The sequence below is a fragment of the Bradyrhizobium sp. 23 genome (genome assembly GCF_023073295.1).
Taxonomy (GTDB): domain Bacteria; phylum Pseudomonadota; class Alphaproteobacteria; order Rhizobiales; family Xanthobacteraceae; genus Bradyrhizobium; species Bradyrhizobium canariense_D.
The window spans coordinates 67151-93053 of sequence record NZ_JADPJF010000109.1; the positions used below are offsets into that span (position 1 = coordinate 67151).

Below are 25903 nucleotides of genomic sequence, written 5' to 3' on the forward strand. Positions count from 1 at the left end.
CGCCGGGCGCTTCGCCGCTCTTGACGACGACGACCTCGATCTTCGGTGTCTCATTGATGCGCATCATGCGGTAGTCGTGGAAGTTCGACTGCTGCACGCGGCCCTTCTCGATGGTGATCTCGCCATAGAGTGCGGCGGTGAGGCCGAACACCAGGCCGCCTTCGATCTGCGCCTTCACCGTGTCGGGGTTGACCGCGATGCCGGTGTCGACCACCGAGACGATACGGCGGAGCACGATCTCGCCGATATCGTCGATCTCCGCTTCCACCACGGTGGCGAGGAAGCTTGCAAACGACGGCTGGACGCAGACGCCGCGGCCGACGCGCGGTGGAAGCGGTTGGCCCCAGCCAGATTTCTCGGCGGCAAGATTGAGCACCGCGAGCATGCGCGGATTCTTCGTCAGCATCGAGCGGCGGAATTCGACCGGATCCTTGCCGGCCTTGCGCGCGAGCTCGTCCATCGCGCATTCGACCGCAAACACGTTGTTGTTCGGACCGACGCCGCGCCAGAAGCCGGTGGGCACCGCCGGCGGTTCGGCGCGGACATATTCGACATGGAAGTTGGTGAAGTCGTAGGGTGCATCCACGGCGGCATCGACCGCGTCGATGTCGATACCCTTCTGGAACGCCGGCGGCAGCCAGCGCGCCAGCACGGCGGAACCGGCGACCTTGTACTTCCAGGCCGCGACCTTGCCGTCGACCAGCGACGCCGTGACCTGGTCGCGATAGACCGGACGGTAGACGTCGTGCTGGATGTCCTCCTCACGGGTCCATATCACCTTGACGGGATAGTCGACCTGCTTTGCGATCTTCACGGCGGCCACCACCATATCCGGCTCGAGCTTGCGGCCGAAGCCGCCACCGAGCAGATGCTGGTTGACAATCACCTTGTCGACCGGGAGGCCCGCAGCCTTCGCCGCCTCCGACTGCACGCGCGTCATGATCTGCGTGCCGGTCCAGATCTCGCAGGCATCCGGCCTGACGTGAACGGTGGCGTTGATCGGCTCCATCGAGGCATGCGCAAGGAACGGCAGTTCGAAGCTTGCCTCGAACCTGTCGCCGCTGGCGAGCCCCTTGGCGATGTCGCCGACCGATTTCGCGACCACGCCGTCCTTCTCGCTGGCGGCGCGCAGATGCTGCCAGACGTCCTTCGTGCTGAGCTTCGCGTTCGGTCCCTCGTTCCACTCGATCTTGAGCGCATCGAGGCCCTTCTTTGCGGCCCACATGTGATCGCCGATCACCGCGACCGCATCCTCGAGCACCACGACCTTGCGTACGCCCGCAATTTTGACCGCCGCGCTGTCGTCGACCTTGCCGACCTTGCCGCCAAAGACCGGGCAATTGGCGATCGCGGCGATCTTCATGCCGGGCAGGATCGCGTCGATGCCGTAGACGACCTTGCCATTGACCTTGTCCGGCGTGTCGAGCCGCTTCAGCGGCTGGCCGATGATGACGAAGTCCTTGGGGTCCTTCACCCGGACGTCCTTCGGCGGCGTTTGGCCCTGTGCGGCCAGTGCCAGTTCGCCATAGCCGAGCTTGCGGCCGCTTGCGGCATGCACGACCTCGCCTTTCGATGTCGTGCAGCTTGCCGGCTCGACCTGCCATTGCGCCGCTGCGGCCTGCACCAGCATCGCCTTCGCGCTGGCGCCGGCGGCGCGCAACGGATTCCACCAGGCGCGGATCGAGGTCGAACCACCCGTGGCCTGCAGGCCGAACGCCGGATTGGCGTAGAGCTTGTCGTTGGGCGGCGCGTGCAGCACCGCAACCTTTGCCCAATCCGCGTCGAGCTCTTCGGCCAGGATCATCGCAATCGAGGTATAGACCCCCTGGCCCATCTCGACTTGCGGCATCAGGAGCACGGTGCGGCCGGTGTCTTCGACCCGGATGAAGGCGTTCGGCGCGAATTTGCCGTCGGTCGTGTCCTTCGGCTGCTCCGGCTCGTTGACGGCGGCGCGGAGCGGCAGATGGAAGGCGAGCAGGAAGCCGGTGGCGAGACCGCCGGTCAGAACCGCACGGCGGGAGACGTCAGGAAGAGTCTTGTCGGTGATCATGGCGGACCTCACGACTGACGGCCGGAGGCGGCTTGCTTGATGGCCTCGCGGATGCGCACATAGGTGCCGCAGCGGCAGATGTTGCCGGCCATCGCGGCGTCGATGTCGGAATCGTCAGGGCTGGGCGTTGCCGCCAGCAGTGCCGCGGCCGACATGATCTGGCCGGACTGGCAGTAGCCGCACTGGATCACTTCGGCATCGAGCCAGGCCTTCTGCACCTTTGCGCCCGCTGGCGTGCTGCCGACATGCTCGATCGTGGTGATGGCGCGGTTCGCGACCGCGCTGACCGGCAAGACGCAGGAGCGGACTGCCTTGCCGTCGACGTGCACGGTGCAGGCGCCACACTGCGCAATCCCGCAGCCGAACTTGGTGCCGGTCATCCCAAGGACGTCGCGCAGCACCCACAGCAGCGGCATGTCAGGTGGCGCGTCGAACGATTTCGTTTCGCCGTTGATGGTGAGAACAGTTGCCATATGCATCCCCTTGCTCGCTCGATCGCTTGCGGCGATCTAGTCAGCGAATTTGCGCGCACAATAATCATATCGATGCGAAACGATGAAGCGTCGACATGTCCGGCAATGCATTTTTGCGCAGTGAGCGCGTTAGGCCATGACGTTCACGAATTTGTGCGGCGATCACTGCAGTAATTTTGGGCTAATTGATATGATAATCGTCATTTTCTGACGCATTTTGCTCACAAGCGTCATTGATGGCCACAGAAGATCGTGCGAATGCGCAAAATCATGCGATGACGAAACTCGTGCGATTGTGGAAGTCGATCGACGGCGCGATCAATTGCCGCGACTCATTGTTGTGCCCTCTCCCCTTGTGGGAGAGGGCAGCGAGGCCGGTAGACGCAGGCTCATTCGGGTGAGGGGTCCGTCTCCGCGTACGGGCGCCGTTTTGGATCAAGCGACAAAGGGAAGCCTGATCGCGAACGAGGCACCGCCATGCTCCCGATTGCTCGCTGATATGAACCCGTTGTGTGCTTCGATAATGGTGCGCGCAATGGACAAGCCCATGCCCATGCCTTCCGCTTTACTGCTGTAAAACGGCTCGAAAACCTGTTTCAATTTGTCTTCTGGAATGCCGGGTCCGCGATCTGACACGGATAGCTCGGCGAATGGCTCGACGCGCGCGGTCCGGATGCTGATAGTGCGGCTTTCGTGAGACGTGTCCTTCATAGCCTCGACCCCGTTCAGCACAAGGTTCAAAATGACTTGTTGAAGCTGAATGCGATCGCCGAGGATCGGTAGCGCATCTGGCGTGATCACGTTGACCATTTCGAATTTTCGGCTGACGGTTAGCGCCGAAAGAAATCTGACCGTCTCTTGCACAACCTCATTGAGGTCCAGTTGCTTCAATTCGAACGGCGCCTTCTTTAGGAGGCTGCGCATCCTGCGAATGACCTCGGTGGCACGCCGGTCATCCTGTAAAATATCGTTCACAATTTCCCTGAGTTCAACGACATCGGAAAGTGCAGCGATATCGGGACGCTGCGATTGCAGGATCGCGGCTGCGGTTTCGGCGTTCGTCAGAATAGACCCAAGCGGCTGGTTGATCTCGTGAGCAATCGAGGCGGTCAGTTCGCCAGCGGTCGCGAAGCGATTAACGTGGGCCAGTTCAGTCATGCGCTGTCGCGACTGTACTTCGGCGAATTGACGACGGCGATGCTCACGTAGCAGGATAGCAATAAGCCCGGCTTGTATGAGAAAAACCGCGACGACGGATGCGATCAGCCATAAATACCGTTCCCACACCGATGGCTCGCGGAAGTAGACCGTGCTGCCGGGCGGCAGGTGGCTGTCGCTGATCCCGAACCGCTGCATTTGCCGCCAATCGAACCTTGGCAGCTCGAATTGGCTGGGTGCGACCTTTACGTCGCCAGCTTTTTCACCGTTTAGAATACGGATTGCCGCCGCGGCTGCGATAGTCATGCCCTTCTCGATCGAATGCATAGAGCCGCCGACAATCGAGCCATCAAAAAATCCGTCAAGATAGGAAAAGATGGGAGCATCGGCGGCAGCCGAGAGCCTGTGCAAGGCGGCAGTGCCCTCATGTGTAACACCCGCCGCATCAACGCTCATCAGATGCCAGAAGATGGCGCTGTGAGGTGGAAGATGTGCCGCGTCTTTCAGGATATCTTCAAATGACAGCTTGTTATACCATCGTAGTTCAACCCGCCCGCTGAACGGTGCGAGTTCTCGCTCCAATACCCCTTGCCAAAATGTTTCATTGGGCGAAGCCCCATTCACGACGGCGATCACTTTCGTGTCGGGCAACACCTTCAGAATAGTTTCGATGGCGGCAGGAAAATTATGAGCCGCAGCGGCCACGGTGTCATACTCGGTCAGCTTGTCGTATTGGACCCGTCGCGCCTCGACGGAAGTAAACATCATTGGTGTCTTGGGGAAAAGCTGAGCGCGATACCGCTGCACAAACTCGGCAGCTGGCGCACCGAGGGCGACAATGAGGTCGGGAGGTTTGGCCCCGTACAATGCTTGGAGGTAACCGATAAAGGGTGCGAGCGCCTTGTCGTCGTCCACAAGGGCGCTTAGCAGCGAGTGGTCCTGAAAGTCGATTGGGACTTTCGATTGCTTGATCATTTGAGGGCGAAGAAACTCAGCGAAATCGGTCCACGGTTTGAAGCGGAGGCCGAATGATTGCAGCATCAAAACGCGCTTGGGCTCAGGATCAGCCGCCCGACCCGGCCCCAGTGTTGCCAGCAACAATGCGACGACCAGCGGGGCGGCGAAGGTCCGCCTGCAAAAGGATCGCCAGGATAGTGAGAACAGGCAAAACCGCATTGCCATCCTAGTCCCCTCGGTCCCGGAGCCTAATGGCACGGCCGAATGTTTAATAGGCCGAAAAACGGCTGTCGGCGGCTTGGCCGGGGAGAGCGATCAGGACTGGACCCAGCGGCAGCGGACCGCAACGATTCCGGGGACAATGAATTCCAGCCGAAATCTTGGTTTAACTGCACGCGCTAACGGTGGCTGAAAGTTGAAGCTCGGGGTTCGCCCGAGCTTCAACAGGAGCAAGCCATGCGAAGCCCGAAGCCGTTCACCGTCTATCAGCCGGTCCCGGCCAAAGCCCGAAGCCGCTCTTCACCGTCCACGCCTATTCGCTCGATCAGGCGCGGACTTGAGCGGAAGACGATGGAAGTCGCGGTCGACGGGTTAATAGGCGCAAATATAGTTTCCGTAAGCATCGTAGCAACTGCGGCGGTACGCAGCAGTGCCAACGGCAGCCGCGCCTACCGCTGCCGCTCCTACACCGTAGCCCCGATAGCCGTAGCCGCGATAGCCGCCCCGATAGCCGTAGCCACGGTAGCCTGCGCCGCGCACCGCAACAGCGCCGCCGCCTCGCGGTCCTCGAACTGCGACCGCACCGCCGCGATAACCGCCGCCACCCCGATAGGCACCTCCGCCGCGCCGAGCCTCGGCATCATCGGGGATCAAGCAGGCGGTGAGCAAAACGAAAGCTGCAAGAGAAGCAAGAATGAAGCGGAGCATGACAGAAACCCTTCCATGAATTCCTTAAGCCCCGCTCGCGAGATTGCGGCTCTCTCCGCGCAGGAGCTTGATGTAGATCAATCGAACCCGCGCACTGCGGCGACTACGCTGTGTTCTGCCGCACCTGAGAAGGCGATGAGCCTCAGTTGCGCAAGTTCCAAGAGAGAGGTCCGCCATGCATCCGAGCAAGCATCTTTCGATCAGGTCAGCGACTGTTGCCGGGATTGCTGCCAGCGCCCTGTTGGGCCTTGCAGGTCTCACGCTCAATCCAGGCCCAGCCAATGCGGTCGTGTATTGCCAATACACTGCCTACCCAGCGGGTTGCGTTGCTCGGGCAGGCGTCGTGCTCAGGCCCCGCCCGGTGGCGCGCGCCGCAGTCCGTCATAACGCCGGCGGCAATGCGAATGGTGGCGTCAATCGTGTCGGAGCCAGGCGGTAAAGGCCGGTTTCGCAAGCCAGGAAGAAGCCGCCATCGCTTCGTCCCGGTGGCGGCTTTGCTTTGTCTGGCGGGGATAGGCCACGGTACCGACGGGGCGGCTTTAGGCATGAAACACACTTGGTACGTCACTTTTGAAGTGCCGCTGGATGGCACACTGTCAAGACGGCGACATCCGCGGCTAACCAACACGTTTGAAAGCGAAGCAGCAGCCAAGGATTTTGCGCGAACCAAATTCAACGACGGACTGATCGTCAGTGCAGGGACTGTCATCCCTCACTTTCCGAGAGTGTCGATCCCATCGGCCGAAATCCCAACGTGGCTCGAAGCACCGAACCAAGTTGATCCAGATCAATAACTAGGCCACCGACGCTGGTGACATGCTCTAAGGGGCAGCAACCGGGAGCCTGACCATGAATGAACGTTCGGAGCCGAAACAGGTCTGTCGTCGCAACGCACTAACCTTCCTTGGATACGCAGGGGTGTTTGGGCTTGTGGTTTCGTCCTCAATTTTGGCGGCCTCAGAGGCTGTTGCTCAAACCACTGCGCCAGCCGCCGCGCCTACCACGCCGCCAGCGGACGCGCCGAAGTCAGGCACAGAACGCCGCCAGGAGCGGCGCAGCGGGCGAACAGAGCGCCGCCAGGAACGCCGCACGGGACGCACAGAGCGGCGCCAAGAGAGGCGTACGGGACGCGACGAGCGACGGGACGCTCGCGACGGCACCCCGGCCGCCACGACGACCACCGAGCAAAAGAAGTAGTCCGTTCATTGCCAAGCACAGCTACCGGGCCGCCCAAGCGTAGGCCCGGAAGGCCGTACAGCGCGCGGCCAGCGCCGTCTACGGAAAGCGGGGCGGGGCTATCGAAATCGGCTTCTCTCGCGAGGGGAGAAGAGGAGGGGATGGAAATTTCGGAATAATAGCAGTATACGCCTGTTTTGCCCGACGGCGCAAGCGCTTCAGAGGCGTCTGGATCGAGGGATTCATCAGGCGCTTAAGCCATTGATTCTGCCCGCCCCGGCTACTGTGCATGGGGTTGTTTTCGAGGTTTCTGATTCAGGGAGACCATGCGCCCCCGCCGCAAGCGCGTCGCGACGACCCTCAGCTCTGCCGAAAGCCCATCCGGAAGGCGCCCCAGTGCTTGCCGCGGATCATGATCGGCGAGGACAGGTCCTTCATCAGCACGAACTGCCCGCCGCCCATGTCGCGGCGATAGGTCTGCAGCAGGAACGGCTTGGTGTTGGCCGCGACCTTCTGCACCGCGCGATCGGTGAACAGGCGGCGGTTGCGGCAATTGGCGTTATTCCAGACCGGGTCCTTGCCCTGCGGCAGGCGGTAGTTCGGGTTGTGCGTCGGCAGATAGCCGCCCTTGGCCCAGGCGACGCAGAACACGATGCGGGGATCGGATTTCTGGATCGGGTCCTGGATCGCGGGCAGCACGCGGTCTGTGAAGTCGACATAGTTGGTGTTGTACTGCTTGGGATCGGTGCCGGGGATTTCCCGATAGTTCTCGTCCATGAACTGGTCGAGCGTGATCTCGCCGCGGCCGATGGCGGCTTCGAACTCGTCCGAGATCCGCTTTGCGATCTCGACGACAATTCGGATCAGCGGCGCATCCGATGTCTCGACGCCGCTGTCGGCGATCAGCGCGATCAGCCCTTCCGACGTGTCGAGCAGTTTGGTCACGCGCTGATCGGCGTTCTTGAGATCGCGTGAGGAGAGATCGACGCCCTTGGCGAGTTCGTTGAGCTCGCTGATGACGGTGTCGCAGTGTCCGAGGTTGGAGGTTGCCGCGCGCGTGACGCTGCCGATCTCCGCTTCCACCGAGGCGAAGCCCTGCTGAACCCGCGAGATGATGCCGGAGATCCGCTGGGCGCCTTCGCCGGCCGTCTTCGCGCGCTGCGAGGCATCGCTGCTCTCGCCGATCAGACCTTCGATCTGGCCGTCGAGATCGCGCACGGTGTCGGAGATCTGGTGCGTGGCCTGGCGGGTGGCTTCCGCGAGGTTCTTGACCTCGCTTGCCACCACCGCGAAGCCGCGGCCGGCATTGCCGGCGCGTGCCGCCTCGATGGTGGCATTGAGCGCGAGCAGATTGGTCTGCTTCGCGATCGCCTCGATCGAGCCGGAGACCTTTGCGACTTGTGCCAGCGCGGAGCCGACTGCGCTGAGCCGCGCCTCGATGCGTTCGACGGCTGCAACGAGTTCGGAGATGTGGCTAACCGCGGCGTCGACTGCGCCGCGCGACTGCGCGATCTCGCCGACCGCCGCTGACGTGGTCGTTTGCACCGCCTGTGACGCATTGGCGATGTCGTGGTTGGCCGACACCATCGTCTCGGCGGTTTCCTGGAGGTGGTGGAAACGTTCCGACTGGTTCGCGACGCGGCTTGCGACTTCCTGGACGTTGCCGGCGATGTCAGCCAGTTCCACGCCGAGGCCGCCGATGCGGTCGGCGAGCTGATCGATCAGCCGTTCGGAAAGTGTTCGGTTGGAGCCGGTGTCCAGTACTGCAAGTTGTACGACGGACATGTCTTGAGAGTCCTCCAGTCAGAGCCATTCGCCGGCTCTCCGCGGCATTCCCATTCCAATATCGATCTTAGGAGGTGATTCGCGCTTTGGCGTCTTGCCTGAGCGCGCACTAGAGCTTGTAGGCCGTCCTGAATCCGCCCCAGTGCCGGCCTTGCACGCGGATCGGAACGTCGATCTCGCGCATCATCACCGTATTTCCGTTGCCCATGTCGCGTGCATAGCTCTGCACCAGATACGAGCGCAGGTTGCGCGCGGCAGCCAACCCCGCCGGATCGTTGAACATCCGCCGGTTGCGGCTGTTGGCCGTGTTCCAGGCGGCATCACCAGGCCGCTGCGGATGCGAATAGATCCTATTGTGCACCGGCAGGAAGCCGTTGCGATCGACCATGGCGCAGAATGCCATGCGCGGGTCCTTCGCCAGAAAGGCTTCCTGGAACGCCGGCAGCGCGCGATCGGCCCAATCCAGATATCTGGTGCGGTACTGCTGCGGATTGGTTCCGGCGATTTCGGCATAATCGGTGTCGAAGAGGTGGTCGATCTTCACCTCGCCGCGGGCAACCGCCTGCTCGAAGATCGCGGTCAGCGCGTTACCCGCCTCCATGGCGCGGGTGACAAACTCCGTGTTCTCCTCGTGGATCGACCACAGCCTGTCCTCGATCTTCTCGCGTAGCTCGGCATTGGGACTAACGAATTGCGCGCGGGCCCCGGCCTTGGACTGCTCGACCACGCGCAGGCGGCAGGCACCGACGCCTTCGAGGGTGCCTTCGACCATGGCTTGCGATGCAAGGCGGCCCGCGTCCGCGCCGCCGATCAGCACGCCGTCCATCGCTATCTCGTAGACCGGCAGCACGCCGCGGGCGGTTTCGAGCTTGAGATGGCAGGGCAGCCGCTCGGTCTTGCGGCGGTCGTCGTGCTCGCTCTGGCGCAGCAGCACGGCGCAGCGCGATTTCAGTTTCTGTGCGAAGGCGGTCACGGCCTTGCCTGCGCTGGCGACGTGCTCGCCGTGGCTCTCGGCCGCCTTGGTCGCAGCATCGATCTCGGCTGCGCTTTCGCCGACCGAGATGATGAACTGCGACGCGCTGGTCGCGTTGCCGGAGACTTCGCTGGTGGTGGCATTCTGTTCGGCGACCGCGCCGTTGACGGTCTCGAACACCGGACGGATCGCCTCGATCGCCTGCGAGATGCGGTGCACCGCATCTGCTGAGCCGGCGGCGTCGCGCTGCAGAGCGTCGATCTTTTTGGTGATCTCCTCCGTCGCGCCCTGGGTCTGCACCGCGAGTGCCTTGACCTCGGTGGCGACGACCGCGAAGCCTCTTCCCGCAGCGCCCGCGCGCGCGGCCTCGATGGTCGAGTTGAGCGCGAGCAGCGTCGTCTGCCGCGCGATCTGTGCGATCAGATTGACGACGTTGCCGATGGCGGCCGAGGATTCGCGCAAGCGATCGACATTGGCGCGGGCTTCCTGTGCCGCGGCACTGGCCTCGTCGGCGAGCTTGCCGGCCTCGCGAACCTGCGCCCCGATGCCCAGCGCCGACTGGGTGAATTTGTCGGCGGCATGGGCGAAGGTGGAGGCATTCGATTGCGCGGCGTTGGTCCGGCCGGTCAGGGCGTCGGTGCGGTCGCGAATGGCGGCAAGCGTCGTGGCGGTCGCCTCGGCGCCGCCGGCCACCGAATTGGCGGCGCGCTCGAGCTGGCGAATCATGGCGCCCAGCTCGAGTTCCAGCAGTTCCAGGATTTCCTTGGCCGAATCGCTTTCGACGGCCGCGGCAGGCTCGGGATGGGCCGCCGGCTGCGCGGCCTGCGGGGCAGCCGCAGTTGCAGCCATGTCCGGCAGACGCTTCCGAAATAGTTCGAATGCCATCAGCTCTCTCTTGTCACGGGACGGTCGGAGGCTATTTTCGCAGGCTGGAATGAAATCAGGGTTAACGATGCCTGACATCTAGGCACGGGCCCGTACGGTGTTACCTTAAAGTCGTAGAGCCTCTTTCTTTCCAGGGGGGTCGCGGCCTATAAGGCCGCGCTTCCCACGCTCACCTTGGCGCACGAGTCCCTAGAGAAGATCACGCATGGCCGGACATTCCCAATTCAAGAACATCATGCACCGCAAGGGGCGGCAGGATGCCCAGAAGTCGAAACTGTTCGGCAAGCTGGCGCGGGAAATCACCGTCGCGGCCAAGCTGGGGACGCCCGACCCCAACATGAACCCGCGCCTGCGTGCCGCCATCACCGCGGCGCGCCAGGAGAACATGCCGAAGGACAATATCGAGCGCGCCGTCAAGAAGGCGCTCGGCAGCGACAGCGAGAATTATGACGAGATCCGCTACGAGGGTTACGGCCCGGGCGGCGTTGCCGTCATCGTCGAGGCGCTGACCGACAATCGCAACCGCGCGGCTTCCGACATCCGCTCCTTCTTCGCCAAGTCCGGCGGCAATCTCGGTGAAACCGGCTCGGTCTCCTTCATGTTCGACCGAACCGGCATCATCGAATACGACCGCAGCATCGCCTCCGACGATGCGGTGCTGGATGCCGCGATCGAGGCCGGCGCCGACGACGTGATCTCGAGCGAAGGCGGCCACGAGATCTACGCCTCGACCGAAGGCTATCGCGACGTCGCCAAGGCGCTGGAGGCCAAGTTCGGCGAGCCGCGCAAGGCCGCGCTGATCTGGAAGCCGCAGAACACGGTCGCAGTCGACGACGAGACCGGCGAGAAGCTGCTCAAGCTGATGGACCTGCTCAACGAGCACGACGACGTCCAGCACGTCTACGCCAATTTCGAGGTGTCGGACGCGCTGCTGGCGAAGATGGGCGGGTAGGGGGGCACTTCCCCTGTTACTTCCGTTCTGTTTCTGTTTCCCCCACGGCGGCCAGCCGCTATCACTGGCTCATGACGACGCTCCCGATTCGTGGCCCCGTTCGCATCATCGGCATCGACCCTGGCCTGCGCCGCACCGGCTGGGGCGTGATCGAGGCCGAGGGCAACCGCCTGATCTACGTCGCCTGCGGCTCGGTGGAGCCGCCGGACGATTTGCCGCTGGCGAGCCGGCTGCTCGCGATCCATGAGGGGCTGGCCGCCGTCCTGTCCAGTCACAAGCCGATGGAAGCCGCGGTCGAGCAGACTTTCGTCAATAAGGACGGCGTCGCGACGCTGAAGCTCGGCCAGGCCCGCGGCGTCGCCATGCTCGCGCCTGCGATGTTCGGCATCAGTGTTGCCGAATACGCGCCGAACCAGGTGAAGAAGACGGTGGTCGGCGCCGGCCACGCCGACAAGCAGCAGATCGCGATGATGCTCAAGATTTTGCTGCCGAAGGCCGATCCGCCGTCCGCGGACGCCGCCGACGCGCTCGCCATCGCCATCACCCATGCCCATCATCGCCAGAGCACCGCGCTGCGGCTGAAGGTGGCAGGCTTATGATCGGCAAGCTCAAGGGCCTGATCGATTCCTACGGCGAGGATTTCGTCATCCTCGACGTCGGCGGGGTCGGTTATCAGGTGCATTGCTCGACGCGCACGCTGCAGCATCTGCCCTCGCCGGGCGAGGCCGCCGTGCTGTCGATCGAGACCTATGTTCGCGAGGATCAGATCAAGCTGTTCGGCTTCCGCAGCGATCAGGAGCGCGAATGGTTTCGCCTGCTTCAGACCGTGCAGGGCGTCGGCGCCAAGGTCGCGCTCGCCGTGCTCGGCACGCTTGGGCCGTCCGACCTCGCCAACGCGATCGCGTTGCGCGACAAGGCTGCGGTGGCGCGCACGCCGGGTGTCGGCCCCAAAGTCGCAGAGCGCATCGTCACCGAGTTGAAGGACAAGGCGCCGGCCTTTGCCAATGTCGATCCGGCGGTCGTGCACCTCGCCGGCGCCGTCGACGACCAGCGCGCGCCGCGGCCCGTGGCGGACGCGATCTCCGCGCTGGTCAATCTCGGCTACGGCCAGCCGCAAGCTGCCGCGGCCATTGCATCTGCATCGCGCAGCGCGGGTGAGAATGCGGAGACCGCGCAGCTCATTCGCCTTGGCCTGAAGGAGCTCGCGAAGTGAGCGATCCTAAGGCCAACCGCATGGTCACGCCCGAGCGCCGCAGCGACGATGTCGGCGACACTGCGCTGCGTCCGCAATCGCTGTCCGACTTCGTCGGCCAGCAGCAGGCGCGCAAGAATCTGTCCATCTTCATCGAGGCGGCGCGCAAGCGCGGCGAGGCGCTGGATCACGTGTTGTTCGTCGGTCCTCCCGGCCTCGGCAAGACCACGCTGGCGCAGATCGTGGCCAAGGAGCTCGGCGTCGGCTTTCGTGCCACGTCGGGCCCGGTGATCGCCAAGGCCGGCGATCTCGCCGCGCTGCTCACCAATCTCGAAGAGCGCGACGTGCTGTTCATCGACGAGATCCATCGCCTGAGCCCGGCGGTGGAAGAAGTACTCTATCCCGCGATGGAGGATTTCCAGCTCGACCTCATCATCGGCGAGGGTCCGGCGGCGCGCTCGGTCAAGATCGAGCTATCGAAATTCACCCTCGTCGGCGCCACCACCCGCGCCGGTCTGCTCACCAATCCCTTGCGCGACCGCTTCGGCATTCCGGTCCGGTTGAATTTCTACACCATCGAGGAGCTGGAAAGCATCGTCACCCGTGGTGCCCGCGTGCTCAACGTCGGCATGAGCGCGGATGGCGCCAACGAGATCGCGCGACGCGCGCGTGGCACGCCGCGTATCGCCGGCCGGCTGCTGCGCCGCGTGCGCGATTTTGCTTCGGCGGCCGATGCCGACAGGATCGATCGCAAGATTGCCGACCACGCGCTGAGCGCGCTCGAGGTCGATGCCGCCGGCCTCGACGCGATGGACCGCCGTTACCTCACGACCATCGCGCAGAACTATGGCGGCGGCCCGGTCGGCGTCGAGACGATGGCCGCCGCTCTGTCGGAGCCGCGCGATGCGATCGAAGACATCATCGAGCCCTATCTGATCCAGTGCGGCTATCTGCAGCGCACTCCGCGCGGCCGCCTGCTCACCTCGCACGCCTTTCGCCATCTCGGCATCAGCGAGCCATCGCGCGATGCGGCGGCACAGTTCGGCCTGTTCGGCACCGACGAGAGCGACGACTGATCTGCGCAAGTACGGACGGTCGGGCCGTCATGAATTTCCGGTGATCTCGTGCAGAGGGTCTGCACAAGCGCACCCCATTTCCGCTTCAATCGGGTCGCATCAACAAGCTGCATCACGATCGGGCTGCCATGATCACGCGCCGTCACCTCATCCGTTCCTTCGGCGGCCTCTCCGCTCTCGCCGTCTCGACCGCGGCCTACGGCGTCGGCGTCGAGCCGGTGCTGCGGCTTCGCGTCACCCGCTATCATCCAACCCCGCGGCAATGGCCGGCGGACTTCCCGCTGAAGATTGCCGTGATCGCCGACATCCATGCCTGCGATCCCTGGATGCCGCTGGAGCGGATCGAAGCCATCGTCGACCGCACCAATGCGCTCAGCGCGGATATCATCGTGCTGCTCGGCGACTATGTTGCCGGTCTGCACCAGGTCACGCGCATCATTCCGGCGAGCGAATGGGCCAAGGTGCTGGCCGGCCTGAAAGCGCCGCTCGGCGTCCATGCCGTCATGGGCAACCATGACTATTGGGCCGATAGGACCGTGCAGCAGGCCGGCCACGGGCCGACGGTCGCGCATCGCGCGCTGGAGGCGGCCGGCATTCCCGTCTACGAGAACGACGTCGTGCGGCTCGCCAAGGATGGCCGCGCATTCTGGCTCGCCGGCCTTGGCGATCAACTCGCCTTTCTGCCGGCGCGACGCTTCCGGAGCACGGGACGCTTCGGCGCCGACGATCTCGACGCGACGCTTGCCAAGGTCACCGACGACGCGCCGATCATCCTGCTCGCGCATGAGCCCAATATCGCGCCGCGCATGCCCGCCCGCGTCGCGCTGCAACTGTCCGGCCACACCCATGGTGGCCAGGTCCGCCTGCTCGGCTGGTCGCCGGCGGTTCCGCCGCAGCACGGCATCCGGCTCGCCTATGGTCATGTCCGGCTGAAATGCGACGTCATCATCTCCGGCGGCCTCGGTTGCAGCATCATGCCGCTCCGCGTCGGCGTGCCGCCGGAGATCGTCGAGGTGACGCTGGGGCGTGGGCCGGCGGTGGTCTAGCCACGCTTGCGCAGCCGGCCGTTTTTGCGCAAAACGGGCTGGTTACCGAAAAGCGAAGAGGCTCGCGACGTGACAGCTCATCTCGACGGCGAGATCCGCGACGGCCGCCACCATATGCAGGTCCGCGTCTATTACGAGGACACGGATTTCCCTGACTTGCCATTGTCGTAGTAGGCAAACGTGCTGATTTCTCGCGCCTTGCTGCGGTTTTCTGGGAAAAGGTTCTTGCCGTAAAGCGCGGAGCTGTTCAGGTAGGGCGTATATTCGTAGGGCATCCGCTTGCGAACCGGATGCACTACTATGCATTCGATCAAGTTGCGGAAGGCTACGCGAGTTTCGATCGCCTTCGGATTGGCCTTGAGCGCGGTGACCAGTCTTCTAACCTCCGAACGGTATCGGTCACCGAATTTCGGGTGATCGAAGCCAATGACATTTTCGCCGCCAGCGCCCAGCAGCCGCAAGCGCTCTTCAACGCTTTCCCGCTCCAGGTCGCACTCATCGATGCGCTTGAGCAACTCGTCCGGCTTCCGGCGGCTATTTGCGATGGCATATGACAGGCGTTCCATCTCGGTAGTCAACACGCGGCGTCGACGCTCTAGCTTAGAGTGTTCGCTGCCCTTGTTCCGATCATTTTTGCGCTCCTCCTTCCAGGCACACATCGCCTCTTCAATGGCTTTCGGCGAAAGCAATTTCAGTTGGATTTTGTCGGAGGCATCCTCGAGCAGAACGTCCATGTCGAAGCTACGGGTGTGCTCGCACGTGCCCCGCTGATGCGCGCTCGCGCATGCCGCGCGCGGTGCACCGTTACGCGAGGATTGAGCGATTCGCATGTGGCCATTGCAGACGCCGCACCGGAGCACACCGGCAAGCGGGTGCTCGTTGTTGCGCGGGATCACGGCGCGACGCCGCGGCTTGCCAGTCGGTCCGAACATAGATACGGCGCGCGCGCTACGAACCTCATGCACTCGATTCCAGAGCGCTTGCGGCACGATCCGTAGCTCCGGCTTCTTAACTATGATGTGGCGCTCTTCTGGATTGCGGCGCTTCTGTTTCTTCTGGGTCTCCGGGTTGAGAATTGTCGAGCGAACGTTCCAATGTATCTCGCCTATATATAGATCGTTGCCGATAATACCGCGACCATGCCGGCCGCCTGTAATGCACTGGTGATTCCAGGTGGTACGATCAGCCTTGTTCTCGTGACGAGTTGCCCCTGGTGAGGGCACGCCTTCGCGGGTGAGATCAGCGGCGATAGTTCGGGTCGAGCGGCCCGCTGCATATTCGCTGAAGATGCGGAGCACAATCTTTGCTTCGTTGTCATCGATCACGCGTTCGCCCGGCGCGCCCGGCCTCGGTCGATAACCATAGGCGCATGAGCCAGGAATTCTTCCGTTGGCAACAGCGTTGTCATGGCCGCGCCGAACCTTTTCGGCGAGCTGCGGCTTGTAAATCGTGTTGTAGAGACTTGCGATGCTGATATCAGTGGCGGTCGCATAGACCCCCTTCTGATCCATCAGCTCAACGCCGTTGAACTCGAAAACCTGCTTGAGACGCTGGATGGTTGCGGGATCGCGCGACAAGCGGTCGAAATGCTCAACCACGACTACGTCAAAGTCCCGGTTTCTCACACCGTTGAGTAAACGCTGATAGCCGTCCCGCGCACCTTCGGTAAGACCAGATTTTGCGGCATCGACAAACTCGCCGATGACATCGAGGTCGTTGCGCAATGCGACCTTCCGGCAGAGCAATAGCTGACCATCAATCGAGGTCGCCTTTTGCATGTCGCTGGAATAGCGGGCGTATAGTACGGCCGTTTTCTTCGATGACGCTGTCGTCATGTCGGTCCTTTATCGGCTGCCCCGAGCCGTGATTTTCATCCCGTGCGACCTGACGTCCGATAGCGCGCGCCAACTCAAACCAGATTTCCTCATTGTCCGGATTATCCCAGCTCTGAGGATGTGAGGGGGCGAGCGGTCGAATGATCGCTCGTTGTCTTCGGAGAGATCGGGTGCGGGTACGCATTTGCAAACTCGCGAGCAGAAGCTAGCCTAAATTTCTGCGCTGCGCTACAGCCAAGCCGCAGCGATTACTCGCAACGCTTCTCGCATGCTGACTTCGGCAGCGTCGAATGAAAATGAAATTGTTGAAGTGCCGCGGCGCGCGTGAGGGCATTCCTAGCGATGAGGCGCGTAGTCGAGAGCAGATACGCTAAGCAAAGCGGAGTAAAAATACTTGCAGGTGACGGCGACGAAGTCCGTGCTGCGTGAGCTGTGCCTAGCGGACCCGTTCTCGGTTCATGAGGCTCTCGTACAGATGTGTAGTGGCCGGCGCGGAGCGCCGGCTCGTCCATCAACCGCTGGCGGACGGATTGTCGCGCACAGCCCAGACGCCGTGGTTCGACCCAAGGAACCGTCGCTGGTTGGGGCTTTCTTATTCCGTTGGTTCGATGACCCTTGCGTCGAGCCTCCAAGAGCAAGCACTCGCGTGTGGGTGAGCTCCGCAAGCGCGCGTCGAAAAAGCACTGTCAGAAAAACGCTTACTTCTGACAGAGTCCTCCCGTTCCGGCATCCAAGCAGTTCAAAACTGAACTCGCTTCAGCTCCCGTCCGGCGTCTGGATCCCCGCGGATTTCCTCCCTGTCGGCTGGCGAGACACCGTCGACGATGCCCCGTGGCGCCTCACCAGCGCTGGCGATATACGCGACCCGCTGGCCTGTGGTGGGAAGAGCACGCCGAGTCTGCCGTCTCGGCCAAGATCGGGTTGGACAGGATACCTTCGCCGTTTTCCACGAGGAATCAGCCAGCCCGCAACGGGAATCGCGGCTCCGTCGAGGCATTAGGATGGCCGCCTCGGTGCGTCGGAGTGGTGTAATTATGTTTTGTCCTATTTTATTGAACGTCTTCGCGTTTATGCGTCCATGTTTTGTGGGAACGGAGACCACGATGCCAAAGCATCAGACCTCGCTTGAAAAGATCGAGCGCAAGAAGGATGACGCTGTCTTCCTAGTGTGTGAGTTTACCAAGCTCGGCGGTGAAGATCAGGCCTTGCGCGCGCTTCGCACCCCTCTGGGCAAGGGCCGTCTTGTACGGCTCGGCCACGCCCCATGGCCGTGCCAGTCCCTCGAGGCTGACGCCGGATGGCTTCACCGGCGCGGCGCGTCAAGCGCTCGACGAGCGTGGCGTGGAAGGGGAACCTACCGAAGCCGAAAGTGCCCTATGATGAGGGCCTTCTCGACTCAGATTCCCGTCAAACCCGGTCGTCCCTCAAGGCCGCCTCTCGCGTAAAGGTCCTGATCATCATCCATGCAGGCACATACACCAGGTCGTCGCGGGAGGCATAAATCGGCTCAACCGGGGCAATTGGTCCGGCGGGCTTCGGAGGCCTACAGCTGCCGCCTTTGCTGATGAAGGCGGCGGCTCATGGCGCTGTCGATGGCTGCCTCGCGCTCCTTGAAATCCTAGCCTTGCAGGGCGCCGTCGTCTGACCTCCCGCGAGATCCAAAGGGGCTCCCGTGAGCGAGGGAATCTGCCCGCGGATCGGGCCGATGAGGAGCCGAAGCGCAGATCGTCGGTTTCGGAGCCGAAGAAGGACAGGCGCGCCGCATCAATACAGCCCAAAATGAGCGCGGAATTCAGCGATCGGGCCCCTCATATTCGGCCCAACAATCTGTCGTCTCGTACACCCTCAAGCTCGAGAGTTGCGCAAGGCGCGGTTTCGCGTGCTGCCAGATCCAGATGGCGATATTTTCCGCCGTCGGATTTTCGAGTCCCGGGACTTCGTTCAGGCAATGGTGATCGAGCTTCTTTAGAAGAAGACCGAACGCTTCTTCCATGCTGAAGAAATCCATTACGAACCCCGTGTGCGGATCGACGGGCCCGTTCAGCACGACCTCGACGCGATAGGAATGACCGTGCGTCCGATGACAGCGATGTGTCTGCGGGACGGTTGGAAGTCGGTGCGCTGCCTCGAACTTAAATACCTGGGATATCTTCATCTGATGCCGGGATGTTTGTGACATTGCACGCTGATTCGCCATTTCCGATGAGTCAGGCGTTGCGCGACGGCCTGCCGCATGTGGTCGACGGCGCCAGGGCCGTCTGTGGGCCGAAGCAGAAATCGTCCGAGCCCTCTCATCGAACCGCCGGCACACGGCTGCGGCTACACGAATTTTGAGTTCGTGTCCGCGAGCGATGGCCAGTGCGGCGCGATTTGCTGCCGCAAACCCAGTTACCACGCCGGCCGGGACCAGCAGCCTGCCGTTCGTCTCGATCGCGACAAGGAACCCGAGATCATGGAGCGTTTGCACGACATCGTCGCCGAACCTAACACTGGTTCTGGGCACGTTCATTGCGTGTGCCATGCAGACGATGGAGCGTCTACTACAAGATCCGGTAGATGCCAAAGCCAAGTTGAGGCTCTAGGGTCCGGCCGCGTTCCCCCGCCGATCATCATCGAGGAAAAACGCAACGGATGAGAAGTCAACAAAGGGCAGAACGGCACAATATGACTGGCAGAACCTAGGTGGCTACGCACGGACACCTCAATCAGGATCCTCGTTGTTCTACTTAAGAGCCGCAGAAGCCTGCGATTGGCGGGAGGCGTATGCCTAGGGAAAATCGACCAAGGCAAAAATCAGCTTGTGAAACGTCAAACGGGTCCACGCGATCACGACGATCGATCGGCGCAGATAAACTTATGTACCCCTGTGCAAGAGCGGATCGGAAAAGCTTGCGCTGAGTGCGCGATCAGCGAATTTGGAAAGTAGCGACACGTTCATGCATGAATGAGCCGGATACGGAATTCGCGCTCGAGAGCGAGCGAAGTTTGATGCCACAGAAGAAACAGCACATCGATCTATCGGACCCGAATCTCTCGAGCCTTATCCTGCGGCTCGCCATTCCATCTGTTGTTGGGTTATCGATCCATGCTTTACAGCAGGTCGTCAATGCGATCTTTGTTGGCGCACTTGGCGCGCAGGCGACCGCAGCTGTGAGCATGACCTTGCCGATCATGGTCCTGCTCGCGGCAGCCGCACAGGGAATCGGTGTTGGAACGGCGTCCTTCATATCTCGTCATCTGGGCGCTCGTGAGTACCTAGAGGCGAGTCGAGGCGCAAGTACAGCTCTCGCGCTCACCGCTCCGATTGGCATCATAGTTACCGTCGCTCTGCTTCCAAGTCTGCCAGTGATATTCGCAATCCTCGGAGCGACTCCAACCATCATGCCCGTGGCGCTCGACTACGCGGGAACGCTTTTGTTCGGGAACACCCTGATGCTTCTAAACATCGTTAGCGGGTTCATTGTCAGAGCCGAAGGCGATACGCGATTCAGCATGTGGGCGATGCTTACCGCGTTTCTACTGAACGCTGTGCTTGACCCTGTCTTCATATTCTTGTTTGACCTTGGCGTGCGTGGCGCAGCCCTCGCAACGCTGGTATCGCAGATCGCCGCTATTGGACTTTATATTGCGTATTTTGCGAAGCTTGGCGGGACAGTTCTCGTCAGGATATCTCACATATCATTGCGAGCAGATCGCATCAGACAGCTCGCGTTGGTGGGCGCGCCAGCGACAATGACGAGTATCTTATCGGCTCTTGCGGTTATGCTCTTGTACGGAGCTGCCGCACCGTTCGGCGATGATTCCATCGCTGCAGTTGGAATAGCTGTGCGAATCTTGATGGTCGGCGCACTGCCTATCACCGGGTTCTGCATAGGCGCTCAAGCTATCCTGGGTTTCGGTTGGGGCGCACGCGACTATGTTCGTATTCTGAAGGCTGCGAAGTTCATGCTCTTCGTGACGGTCGCATTCTCCATCGCGTATTCTGCGGCCGTTGTTGTTTTTGCAAGGCCTTTGGTGAGTCTATTTAGCGATAACGAGAATGTCACGGAAATAGCCGTCTCGTCCTGCATCGTGTTCCATCTCTTCTTTGGACTGTTTGGGGTTCAGAGTTTCGTGACGGCAATGCTTCAAGCGTTTGGGAGAGCACGCCTCAGTGCAATTGTGGCCCTGGCGAGGCAGGGCTATCTCTTCATACCGGCCGTACTGTTATTCCCGGTGGTTGCGGGTTTCGATGGGCTGTTAGCCAGTCAAGCAATCGCTGAGCTGGGCGCCGGAATGATCGCTCTGTTCGTCATGTTCCATCAGTTCGGTGAGCTCAGACGAGCGCTCCGGCACCGTGGCTCAAGAGCGATCGGGATAGCGGGTTGACCTTAGAATGGATGTCATCGAACCCAGAGCATTGGGCGCAAGCCTCCCGAGAAGCTCGCGGCAAGACGGGCTGCCAGTGGGCACGGATTTTGCGGGCTCGCGGGCGTGCGATCCGCGCGGTCCTTCCTCCAGCCGTGCTCCTCGCACTCGCGGATCGCACCGGCTCGCCTAGCGGACGGATCGGGCAGTTCGGCGAGCGATAGCCGATGTGCTCCCGCTCCCCAGGCGGGGTGGCAAGGGCTCTACGCAAGGTCGAAAGGCTCGGCTTTAGCAGAGTGGGTGGTTTCTGCGCTTATGCAGGTTTGTCTCTTAACCCGCGTCTTTGGAGCTGACTTGAATGCCGCCGCTTTGGGTCGACACTTCGCAGGACGCTCTTGAATTTTCGCCTGCCACGATTTGCTGTTGGGCCGTCGTGGCCGCCTCGGTCAATCTCGCTTTCATCGCATTGGTGATATTTCTGGCGTGACCGCGAGACGCAATCTTGCTGATTGGACTAGTTGTCTCACCCGCGTCTGAAACGCGCAACACGCACCAGGGAGCTCGGTGCTCTGAAGCACAAGCATTCCGACGTTTCATATCCAGGCTCAGGAGCTATCGTGACTGTCTGCACTGGGCAAGTGTTTGAGATGGCCGTAAAGCAATTCGAACTGATCGCGAATTATCCCGAGGATACCAGACGACCTAAGAACCCGCCTGCTGATGCCGAAGGAATCTGTCACGGTATTGTTCAAGGCTTTGGAGATGTCGGTTCGATCACCGCACTCGAGCTACACAATATGCGAGCGAAAGTGATCGGAGTCGGAGATCACACGGGCGCGCTTTATCGACCTCGGCGCTCGATATACCACAGCTGGTCGGACATGCTGCCTCCTAGGTAGCCTGGATGGCCACTCCAGCGAGCTTGCTCTAGACCCAGGCGAGCTGCTGACGATCCCGTGTGACGTGCTTGTTCCGGCTGCCCGGAACGGGGCATCGACCCCGAAATAGCCAGTAGCAAGGCCATCAGGAGCAGATCTTTCTCATCCCTATATTCTCCGCAACTCGGGCGGTGTCGTGGTCAGCTACTTTGAATGGGGTGCAGGGCTTCCAACGACTATTCTGGGAGGAGGAGGAAGTCACGAGTAGGGAGTATCAACTTTGGATCGTGCTTTCGAGCGCGTCTTGGCGCGAAGCAAACGTGAAAACAATCGCACGGCAGCCATCGCGATAGATGTCGAGCGCGTTCGTGGAGCAAAAGAAACACGCGGACGGTTTCCCCATTAGTGTGATCTCGCTGAATGTCTTTGTTATCCAGTTCGATATGCCGGGCCGATGACGGACCGGAGTTTCTGCACCGTAGGCCTAGGGGGGTCACCGCCGAAGTTCACGGCGGCGGCCCCTTCTTTACTAGTGAATGAGTGCGTGCGTCTTACGAACCGCCCGTCGATCAGAATTGAACCTTGTTTTCACCCGTCACACTTCGCGAATCGTCCTACAAAGGCAAATGCGGAGCTTGTTGAAGTTACCGATTTCAGCCTGGCGCCGCTTCCACGTTTCCATCAGCTGCTCGACAGTATCTCACTATTATTTGGCGGCGGAATCCAACGTAAATCCGGGCGGGCCACGCCGGTAATGACTTCCAGCTTCGAAAACGCCTGGGACGGTTCAAGTTACTTCTGCCAGGGAAACGCGTACGGCTTCAGGATGCTCGTCCAGCAGGGCTGGTGTCTGGAGCTTGACTAAGGTGGGGCCTTTTCAATTGACCTTGTAAGAGGCCTGAAAGAACGTACCCCAGCGCTCCATGCTGAACTTTGAAAACTGAGTCGCAGTGGTTCCCCGATAACAGCCTGTGCACGTCGTTTCGCTGTCCTTTTCGCTCCACATTGCCCAATAGCGCCCGCCGACGCCGATGCTGAGATTATTGGTAATGAAGTAGGACAACACGCCTTCAACCTGTACACCCCCGCCTCCGTTGCCGCGTTGATCAACGAAGGTCGTCCCCGGGCGCAAGAGATGGTGGTCGCGACCAGCGAAATCGGTCCAAGGCAGGTAAGCGACATCCGTGCTTAAACGCCAACGCTCGGTAAGCATGGTTTCGGCGCTCAGGCCGACGCGAGGTGCATTCCACTGCGTATCCTGGCTGCCAATGATTTGATCAGCCGACGCCGGGCATAGTGTCATGGGGTTGGCAATCTGCATGCATCCCATCGTGTCGGAGTTCTGGGCGTAATAGGCCCAGCCGATAAATCCGCCTAGCTTGTAGTTGGCGCCGCGCAAAAAATCGTAACCCGCGTCGACCGTATAATAGGTGAACCTTCCGTTTGCCTGGCCCGAAATCGTGTTGCTATAAGAGACCCCGCTCGGGAGGCTCCAATCTTCATCGTTCATCTTTCCTTTATCGAAGCGCCCGATGCCGACGTTGCTCTTCAGGAACACTCCCCACGGGCTGTCAAGACGGCCAAATAATTCCCCGGAAAGTCCGTCGAGGCCATGGTAGGTGAGCCTTGATACAAGAATGTTAGGATCTCCAGTAGCGATCCCATGGGGAACAGCGCTGGCGTCCCATTGGAATCGTCCCCGGCTGAGCCAGAGCCGCGATCCGCCTTCGAACGACCAACCGGCCGTGTAAGCAATCGGCGGCGCGCCGGCAGGTGCTTTCGCATACAGCGGCGCATCGGCCCATTGCGCCGCCCATGGGGCGGCGCCAAAATGGTAGTTCAACCCGATCTTTCCGATGTGATAGCTGCTGGACAGGCTCGTTGTGTTCGCCGGAAGAATTGCGAACGGCGGAAGCTGCACCGTCGGAAGCGTTGCGACGCTTGGCCCACCGAAATGCAGATAGTCATACTCTACGTTGACCGACCATGCAGGCGTAAGCGCTTGTTCGACGCCCAGCCCGATGACGCCACCGACCTGACCATAGTCGAAATGAGTTTTCTTCTGTAGCCCGAGGTCATTGAATTCGTAGTTATTGAGGACGTTGCCCTGATTGTATTGCCAAGCCACGCCTCCCTTGAGATAGGCCAGCGTATGGCCGAGAGCGTCCAACACGTAACCGACGCGACCGGTCCCGGTGATAAAGAGGTTTGGACCAGCCGTGCAGTTTGCGCTCACAACAAAGCCGGAGGCGGCCAGACAAGTATTTGTGCCATCGGAGACAGCGCCGCTGGCATCTAGTTCGACGCCAAAGACCCAGCCGTTCTTCTGCCAATTGTAGCCGATCTGGCCTCCTGCGAGGAACACTGGGGTATCGACGACGCCGCCATAGATTGACGGACCGTAGGGATTACCGAAGGAGGTTCGGCCGTACCCACCGCCGACGTGCCCGCCAATATAGCCTCCGGACCAGCTCCACACCGCTGCTGGCAGTTTCACTTCTGGCTCAAGGTCCGCCGCATTGGCTGCACCGGTTGCGATGAGCGCAATTGTTGTGGCTCCCGAAAGAAAAACTCCAGATCGCACCAATACTTCCTTCCCTGCATTTTCTCGGTCGACAACCGAGCGCCCTTAAGTTATCGCCGCAGCAAAACGTCGGGGCGGACCAGACGCTAACGGCGATGCGCCGAGCCCGTCCCGAAGACCATCGCACTGCGTGGTGATGATGATGACTGAGTAAAGCAAACCTCGTGCCGAAGAGAGTTCGAAGCTCTGCAGGCACTCCGTGAGGTGTGTAGCGTCAAGTTGCTGACATTTGTCTCAAGACTGACAGTCTGCGCTGCTATCGTCCGACAGGGCGTCGCGCTTCGAACAGTTGTCCCATCGCCCCTCAATACGCCGGTGTAGGGCATGCAACTCCGCATCGTTCAGCGCGGTGATCGAGGAAGCGCCGCTTGGTGTCGTCGGTCCCCGGGGCGATCGCCGCTGCAACCGCGGCCGGCAAGAGAGCTAAAGAACGGCGGCATCAGTTGCGTGATGCTCTCCGCCGACACCATCCAACCGCGCGCCGACTGGTGCTGATCGCCAGCGACGATCTCATTGCCGCCCCCTCAATCGCAATGGCCTCAAGACCGGCAACGGCAATCGCGTACCCCGAGCGCGTCACATCAATGCGCTCGAACTACCATATCCCGGTGTTTAAGCCTGCCGATGGCGGAGTAGTGTGGTCGCCGCCGGGCCGTGTCCCCGTTGGTCTGCTTCACCGGGATCGAGATTGGACCCGTGGCGCCAGCAACGCGCCTGTCGCGATCCGCCCAGTTCCTCGACCTGGTCGAACACCATCTTGATCCTGGACGCGCCGATCCGGGTCTTTCTCATAACGGTCGCCGGGCTTCATGAAGCCCACGGGCGCTGCCATAACCAACTCGCCCCGGAGCGCCTTCTCACAGCGTGCCGAGAGCGAGCGCTGGCGCAACAGATCCGGTTCGTACTCGTTGAGGCTGCCCCTTACCCCGAGCAGCAGGCGGTCGTTGCCATGCCTCAGCGCTTAGATGGTCTCCTGATCGACCAGAACCGGTATCGGCCACGCGGCACATCTCGATGAGTTGCTGCCAATCCCGACTGTTGCGAGCGAAGCGCGAGACGTCGCGGGCGCAAACCGCACCAACCCTACCAAGGCAAACCTCCGCTACCATTCGCTCGAAGCCGGCGTGTGTAAGCCGCCGGCGGCTGAACGACCGAGATCATCATCGATCACTTCGATCTCTGAATAAGCTGGGTGATGACGGACTGAGATAGGCGGCGTATCAGGCGGATGTCGAGCCTGCCAGAAGCTCTCAAGGAGCGCCGAAAGGTCGAGAGGCCATGGTGCGGTGTGTGGAAACGGCACTGAGCAATGCACGCCGCCGCGCGCCAGTTCAACACCACGCCGAAGATGGTGGCCAAATGGGTCGAACGGCCGCACAATCTGCGCAACGTTCTGGCCGCGCTTGCATCGATGTCAGCGCGCCGCAGCTTGGCCCTCAGCAGATGCCGGCTCCAGAACACCAGCACATATATCCAGCAGCGTAGCCTTTGAAGAAGCCTCCCTCCTGATGCCCGTGTACAGGTGGGTGGCGTCGAGCTCGAGGATGATCTGCGGCGGGATCACTTGGACGACTCCAGGAACGGCTTCAGGGGCGTCACCACTGCACGA

18 protein-coding genes and 1 pseudogene are annotated in these 25903 nt (G+C 61.4%); 10 read left to right on the forward strand and 9 right to left on the reverse strand.

Annotated elements, in window-relative coordinates; all coding sequences use genetic code 11:
• The 3 genes from IVB32_RS27980 to IVB32_RS27990 all read right to left on the reverse strand — a co-directional run.
• Positions 1 to 2050, reverse strand: a 2050-nt coding sequence (locus IVB32_RS27980) for a molybdopterin cofactor-binding domain-containing protein (RefSeq protein ID WP_247411987.1), incomplete at its 3' end; no start/stop codon positions are given.
• 8 nt (positions 2051 to 2058) lie between these two features.
• Complete coding sequence (locus tag IVB32_RS27985; protein WP_018454596.1) at positions 2059 to 2523, reverse strand: (2Fe-2S)-binding protein; 465 nt, start codon at positions 2521 to 2523, stop codon at positions 2059 to 2061.
• A gap of 435 nt (positions 2524 to 2958) precedes the next feature.
• The gene (locus IVB32_RS27990; RefSeq protein ID WP_247369362.1) at positions 2959 to 4863 is read right to left on the reverse strand and encodes a HAMP domain-containing sensor histidine kinase; all 1905 of its coding nucleotides are present in this window, start codon (positions 4861 to 4863) and stop codon (positions 2959 to 2961) included.
• Between the two features lie 877 nt (positions 4864 to 5740).
• Between IVB32_RS27990 and IVB32_RS27995 the strand changes: the two genes are divergently transcribed.
• Together IVB32_RS27995 and IVB32_RS28000 are read left to right on the forward strand one after the other, a co-directional pair.
• Complete coding sequence (locus IVB32_RS27995) at positions 5741 to 6004, forward strand: hypothetical protein (protein ID WP_083926371.1); 264 nt, start codon at positions 5741 to 5743, stop codon at positions 6002 to 6004.
• Complete coding sequence (locus IVB32_RS28000; protein WP_231191003.1) at positions 5970 to 6359, forward strand: hypothetical protein; 390 nt, start codon at positions 5970 to 5972, stop codon at positions 6357 to 6359. The genes IVB32_RS27995 and IVB32_RS28000 overlap by 35 nt, the downstream gene beginning before the upstream one ends.
• Before the next feature lie 742 nt (positions 6360 to 7101).
• On the opposite strand, the gene IVB32_RS28005 is transcribed toward IVB32_RS28000, so the two are convergent.
• Entirely contained in the window at positions 7102 to 8526 is a 1425-nt protein-coding gene (locus IVB32_RS28005; protein ID WP_247294131.1) for a methyl-accepting chemotaxis protein, read from the reverse strand.
• 109 nt (positions 8527 to 8635) lie between these two features.
• Positions 8636 to 10384 (reverse strand): methyl-accepting chemotaxis protein, encoded by a 1749-nt coding sequence (locus IVB32_RS28010; RefSeq protein WP_247336586.1) that lies wholly within the window; start codon positions 10382 to 10384, stop codon positions 8636 to 8638.
• A 205-nt stretch (positions 10385 to 10589) separates the two neighbouring features.
• Here IVB32_RS28010 and IVB32_RS28015 point away from each other — a divergent pair, with 205 nt between their 5' ends.
• The 6 genes and pseudogenes from IVB32_RS28015 to IVB32_RS43110 all read left to right on the forward strand — a co-directional run.
• The gene (locus IVB32_RS28015) at positions 10590 to 11336 is read left to right on the forward strand and encodes a YebC/PmpR family DNA-binding transcriptional regulator (protein WP_018454592.1); all 747 of its coding nucleotides are present in this window, start codon (positions 10590 to 10592) and stop codon (positions 11334 to 11336) included.
• A gap of 71 nt (positions 11337 to 11407) precedes the next feature.
• Entirely contained in the window at positions 11408 to 11935 is a 528-nt protein-coding gene (gene ruvC / locus IVB32_RS28020; RefSeq protein WP_018454591.1) for a crossover junction endodeoxyribonuclease RuvC, read from the forward strand.
• Positions 11932 to 12549: a Holliday junction branch migration protein RuvA gene (ruvA, locus tag IVB32_RS28025; RefSeq protein WP_018454590.1), complete on the forward strand. Its 618-nt coding sequence runs from the start codon at positions 11932 to 11934 to the stop codon at positions 12547 to 12549. The genes ruvC and ruvA overlap by 4 nt, the downstream gene beginning before the upstream one ends.
• Positions 12546 to 13604, forward strand: coding sequence for a Holliday junction branch migration DNA helicase RuvB (ruvB, locus tag IVB32_RS28030; RefSeq protein ID WP_026232771.1), 1059 nt, complete (start codon positions 12546 to 12548; stop codon positions 13602 to 13604). The genes ruvA and ruvB overlap by 4 nt, the downstream gene beginning before the upstream one ends.
• A gap of 128 nt (positions 13605 to 13732) precedes the next feature.
• Complete coding sequence (locus IVB32_RS28035) at positions 13733 to 14650, forward strand: metallophosphoesterase (protein ID WP_018454588.1); 918 nt, start codon at positions 13733 to 13735, stop codon at positions 14648 to 14650.
• 69 nt (positions 14651 to 14719) lie between these two features.
• Positions 14720 to 14800: pseudogene (locus IVB32_RS43110) on the forward strand (acyl-CoA thioester hydrolase); the annotation flags it as partial.
• On the opposite strand, the gene IVB32_RS28045 reads toward IVB32_RS43110, so the two are convergent.
• Both IVB32_RS28045 and queD read right to left on the reverse strand, forming a co-directional pair.
• Positions 14782 to 16485, reverse strand: a complete 1704-nt coding sequence (locus IVB32_RS28045; RefSeq protein ID WP_247411988.1) for a recombinase family protein — start codon at positions 16483 to 16485, stop codon at positions 14782 to 14784. The pseudogene IVB32_RS43110 and the gene IVB32_RS28045 overlap by 19 nt on opposite strands.
• Positions 16486 to 18277: 1792 nt before the next feature.
• A complete protein-coding gene (gene queD, locus IVB32_RS28050) occupies positions 18278 to 18640 on the reverse strand; it encodes a 6-carboxytetrahydropterin synthase QueD (protein ID WP_247412065.1) in 363 nt (120 codons plus the stop codon).
• A 785-nt stretch (positions 18641 to 19425) separates the two neighbouring features.
• Between queD and IVB32_RS28055 the strand changes: the two genes are divergently transcribed.
• Complete coding sequence (locus IVB32_RS28055; RefSeq protein WP_247411989.1) at positions 19426 to 20853, forward strand: MATE family efflux transporter; 1428 nt, start codon at positions 19426 to 19428, stop codon at positions 20851 to 20853.
• Between the two features lie 626 nt (positions 20854 to 21479).
• Positions 21480 to 21731, forward strand: coding sequence for a hypothetical protein (locus IVB32_RS28060; protein WP_247412068.1), 252 nt, complete (start codon positions 21480 to 21482; stop codon positions 21729 to 21731).
• A gap of 856 nt (positions 21732 to 22587) precedes the next feature.
• Here IVB32_RS28060 and IVB32_RS28065 read toward each other — a convergent pair.
• Positions 22588 to 24294, reverse strand: a complete 1707-nt coding sequence (locus tag IVB32_RS28065; RefSeq protein WP_247411990.1) for an outer membrane beta-barrel protein — start codon at positions 24292 to 24294, stop codon at positions 22588 to 22590.
• A 1167-nt stretch (positions 24295 to 25461) separates the two neighbouring features.
• The gene (locus IVB32_RS28070) at positions 25462 to 25761 is read right to left on the reverse strand and encodes a hypothetical protein (RefSeq protein WP_247411991.1); all 300 of its coding nucleotides are present in this window, start codon (positions 25759 to 25761) and stop codon (positions 25462 to 25464) included.
• Positions 25762 to 25903: the final 142 nt, after the last annotated feature.

What these genes read in the sequence shown, in the direction of transcription:
- IVB32_RS27985 (WP_018454596.1), bottom strand. Translation starts at nt 2,523, where the DNA reads ATGGCAACTGTTCTCACCATCAACGGCGAAACGAAATCGTTCGACGCG.
- IVB32_RS28010 (WP_247336586.1), bottom strand. Translation starts at nt 10,384, where the DNA reads ATGGCATTCGAACTATTTCGGAAGCGTCTGCCGGACATGGCTGCAACT.
- IVB32_RS27995 (WP_083926371.1), top strand. Translation starts at nt 5,741, where the DNA reads ATGCATCCGAGCAAGCATCTTTCGATCAGGTCAGCGACTGTTGCCGGG.
- IVB32_RS28045 (WP_247411988.1), bottom strand. Translation starts at nt 16,485, where the DNA reads ATGACGACAGCGTCATCGAAGAAAACGGCCGTACTATACGCCCGCTAT.
- IVB32_RS28015 (WP_018454592.1), top strand. Translation starts at nt 10,590, where the DNA reads ATGGCCGGACATTCCCAATTCAAGAACATCATGCACCGCAAGGGGCGG.
- IVB32_RS28055 (WP_247411989.1), top strand. Translation starts at nt 19,426, where the DNA reads ATGAATGAGCCGGATACGGAATTCGCGCTCGAGAGCGAGCGAAGTTTG.
- IVB32_RS28060 (WP_247412068.1), top strand. Translation starts at nt 21,480, where the DNA reads ATGGCCGTAAAGCAATTCGAACTGATCGCGAATTATCCCGAGGATACC.
- queD (WP_247412065.1), bottom strand. Translation starts at nt 18,640, where the DNA reads ATGAAGATATCCCAGGTATTTAAGTTCGAGGCAGCGCACCGACTTCCA.
- ruvA (WP_018454590.1), top strand. Translation starts at nt 11,932, where the DNA reads ATGATCGGCAAGCTCAAGGGCCTGATCGATTCCTACGGCGAGGATTTC.
- IVB32_RS28005 (WP_247294131.1), bottom strand. Translation starts at nt 8,526, where the DNA reads ATGTCCGTCGTACAACTTGCAGTACTGGACACCGGCTCCAACCGAACA.
- IVB32_RS28000 (WP_231191003.1), top strand. Translation starts at nt 5,970, where the DNA reads ATGGTGGCGTCAATCGTGTCGGAGCCAGGCGGTAAAGGCCGGTTTCGC.
- ruvC (WP_018454591.1), top strand. Translation starts at nt 11,408, where the DNA reads ATGACGACGCTCCCGATTCGTGGCCCCGTTCGCATCATCGGCATCGAC.
- IVB32_RS27990 (WP_247369362.1), bottom strand. Translation starts at nt 4,863, where the DNA reads ATGGCAATGCGGTTTTGCCTGTTCTCACTATCCTGGCGATCCTTTTGC.
- IVB32_RS28035 (WP_018454588.1), top strand. Translation starts at nt 13,733, where the DNA reads ATGATCACGCGCCGTCACCTCATCCGTTCCTTCGGCGGCCTCTCCGCT.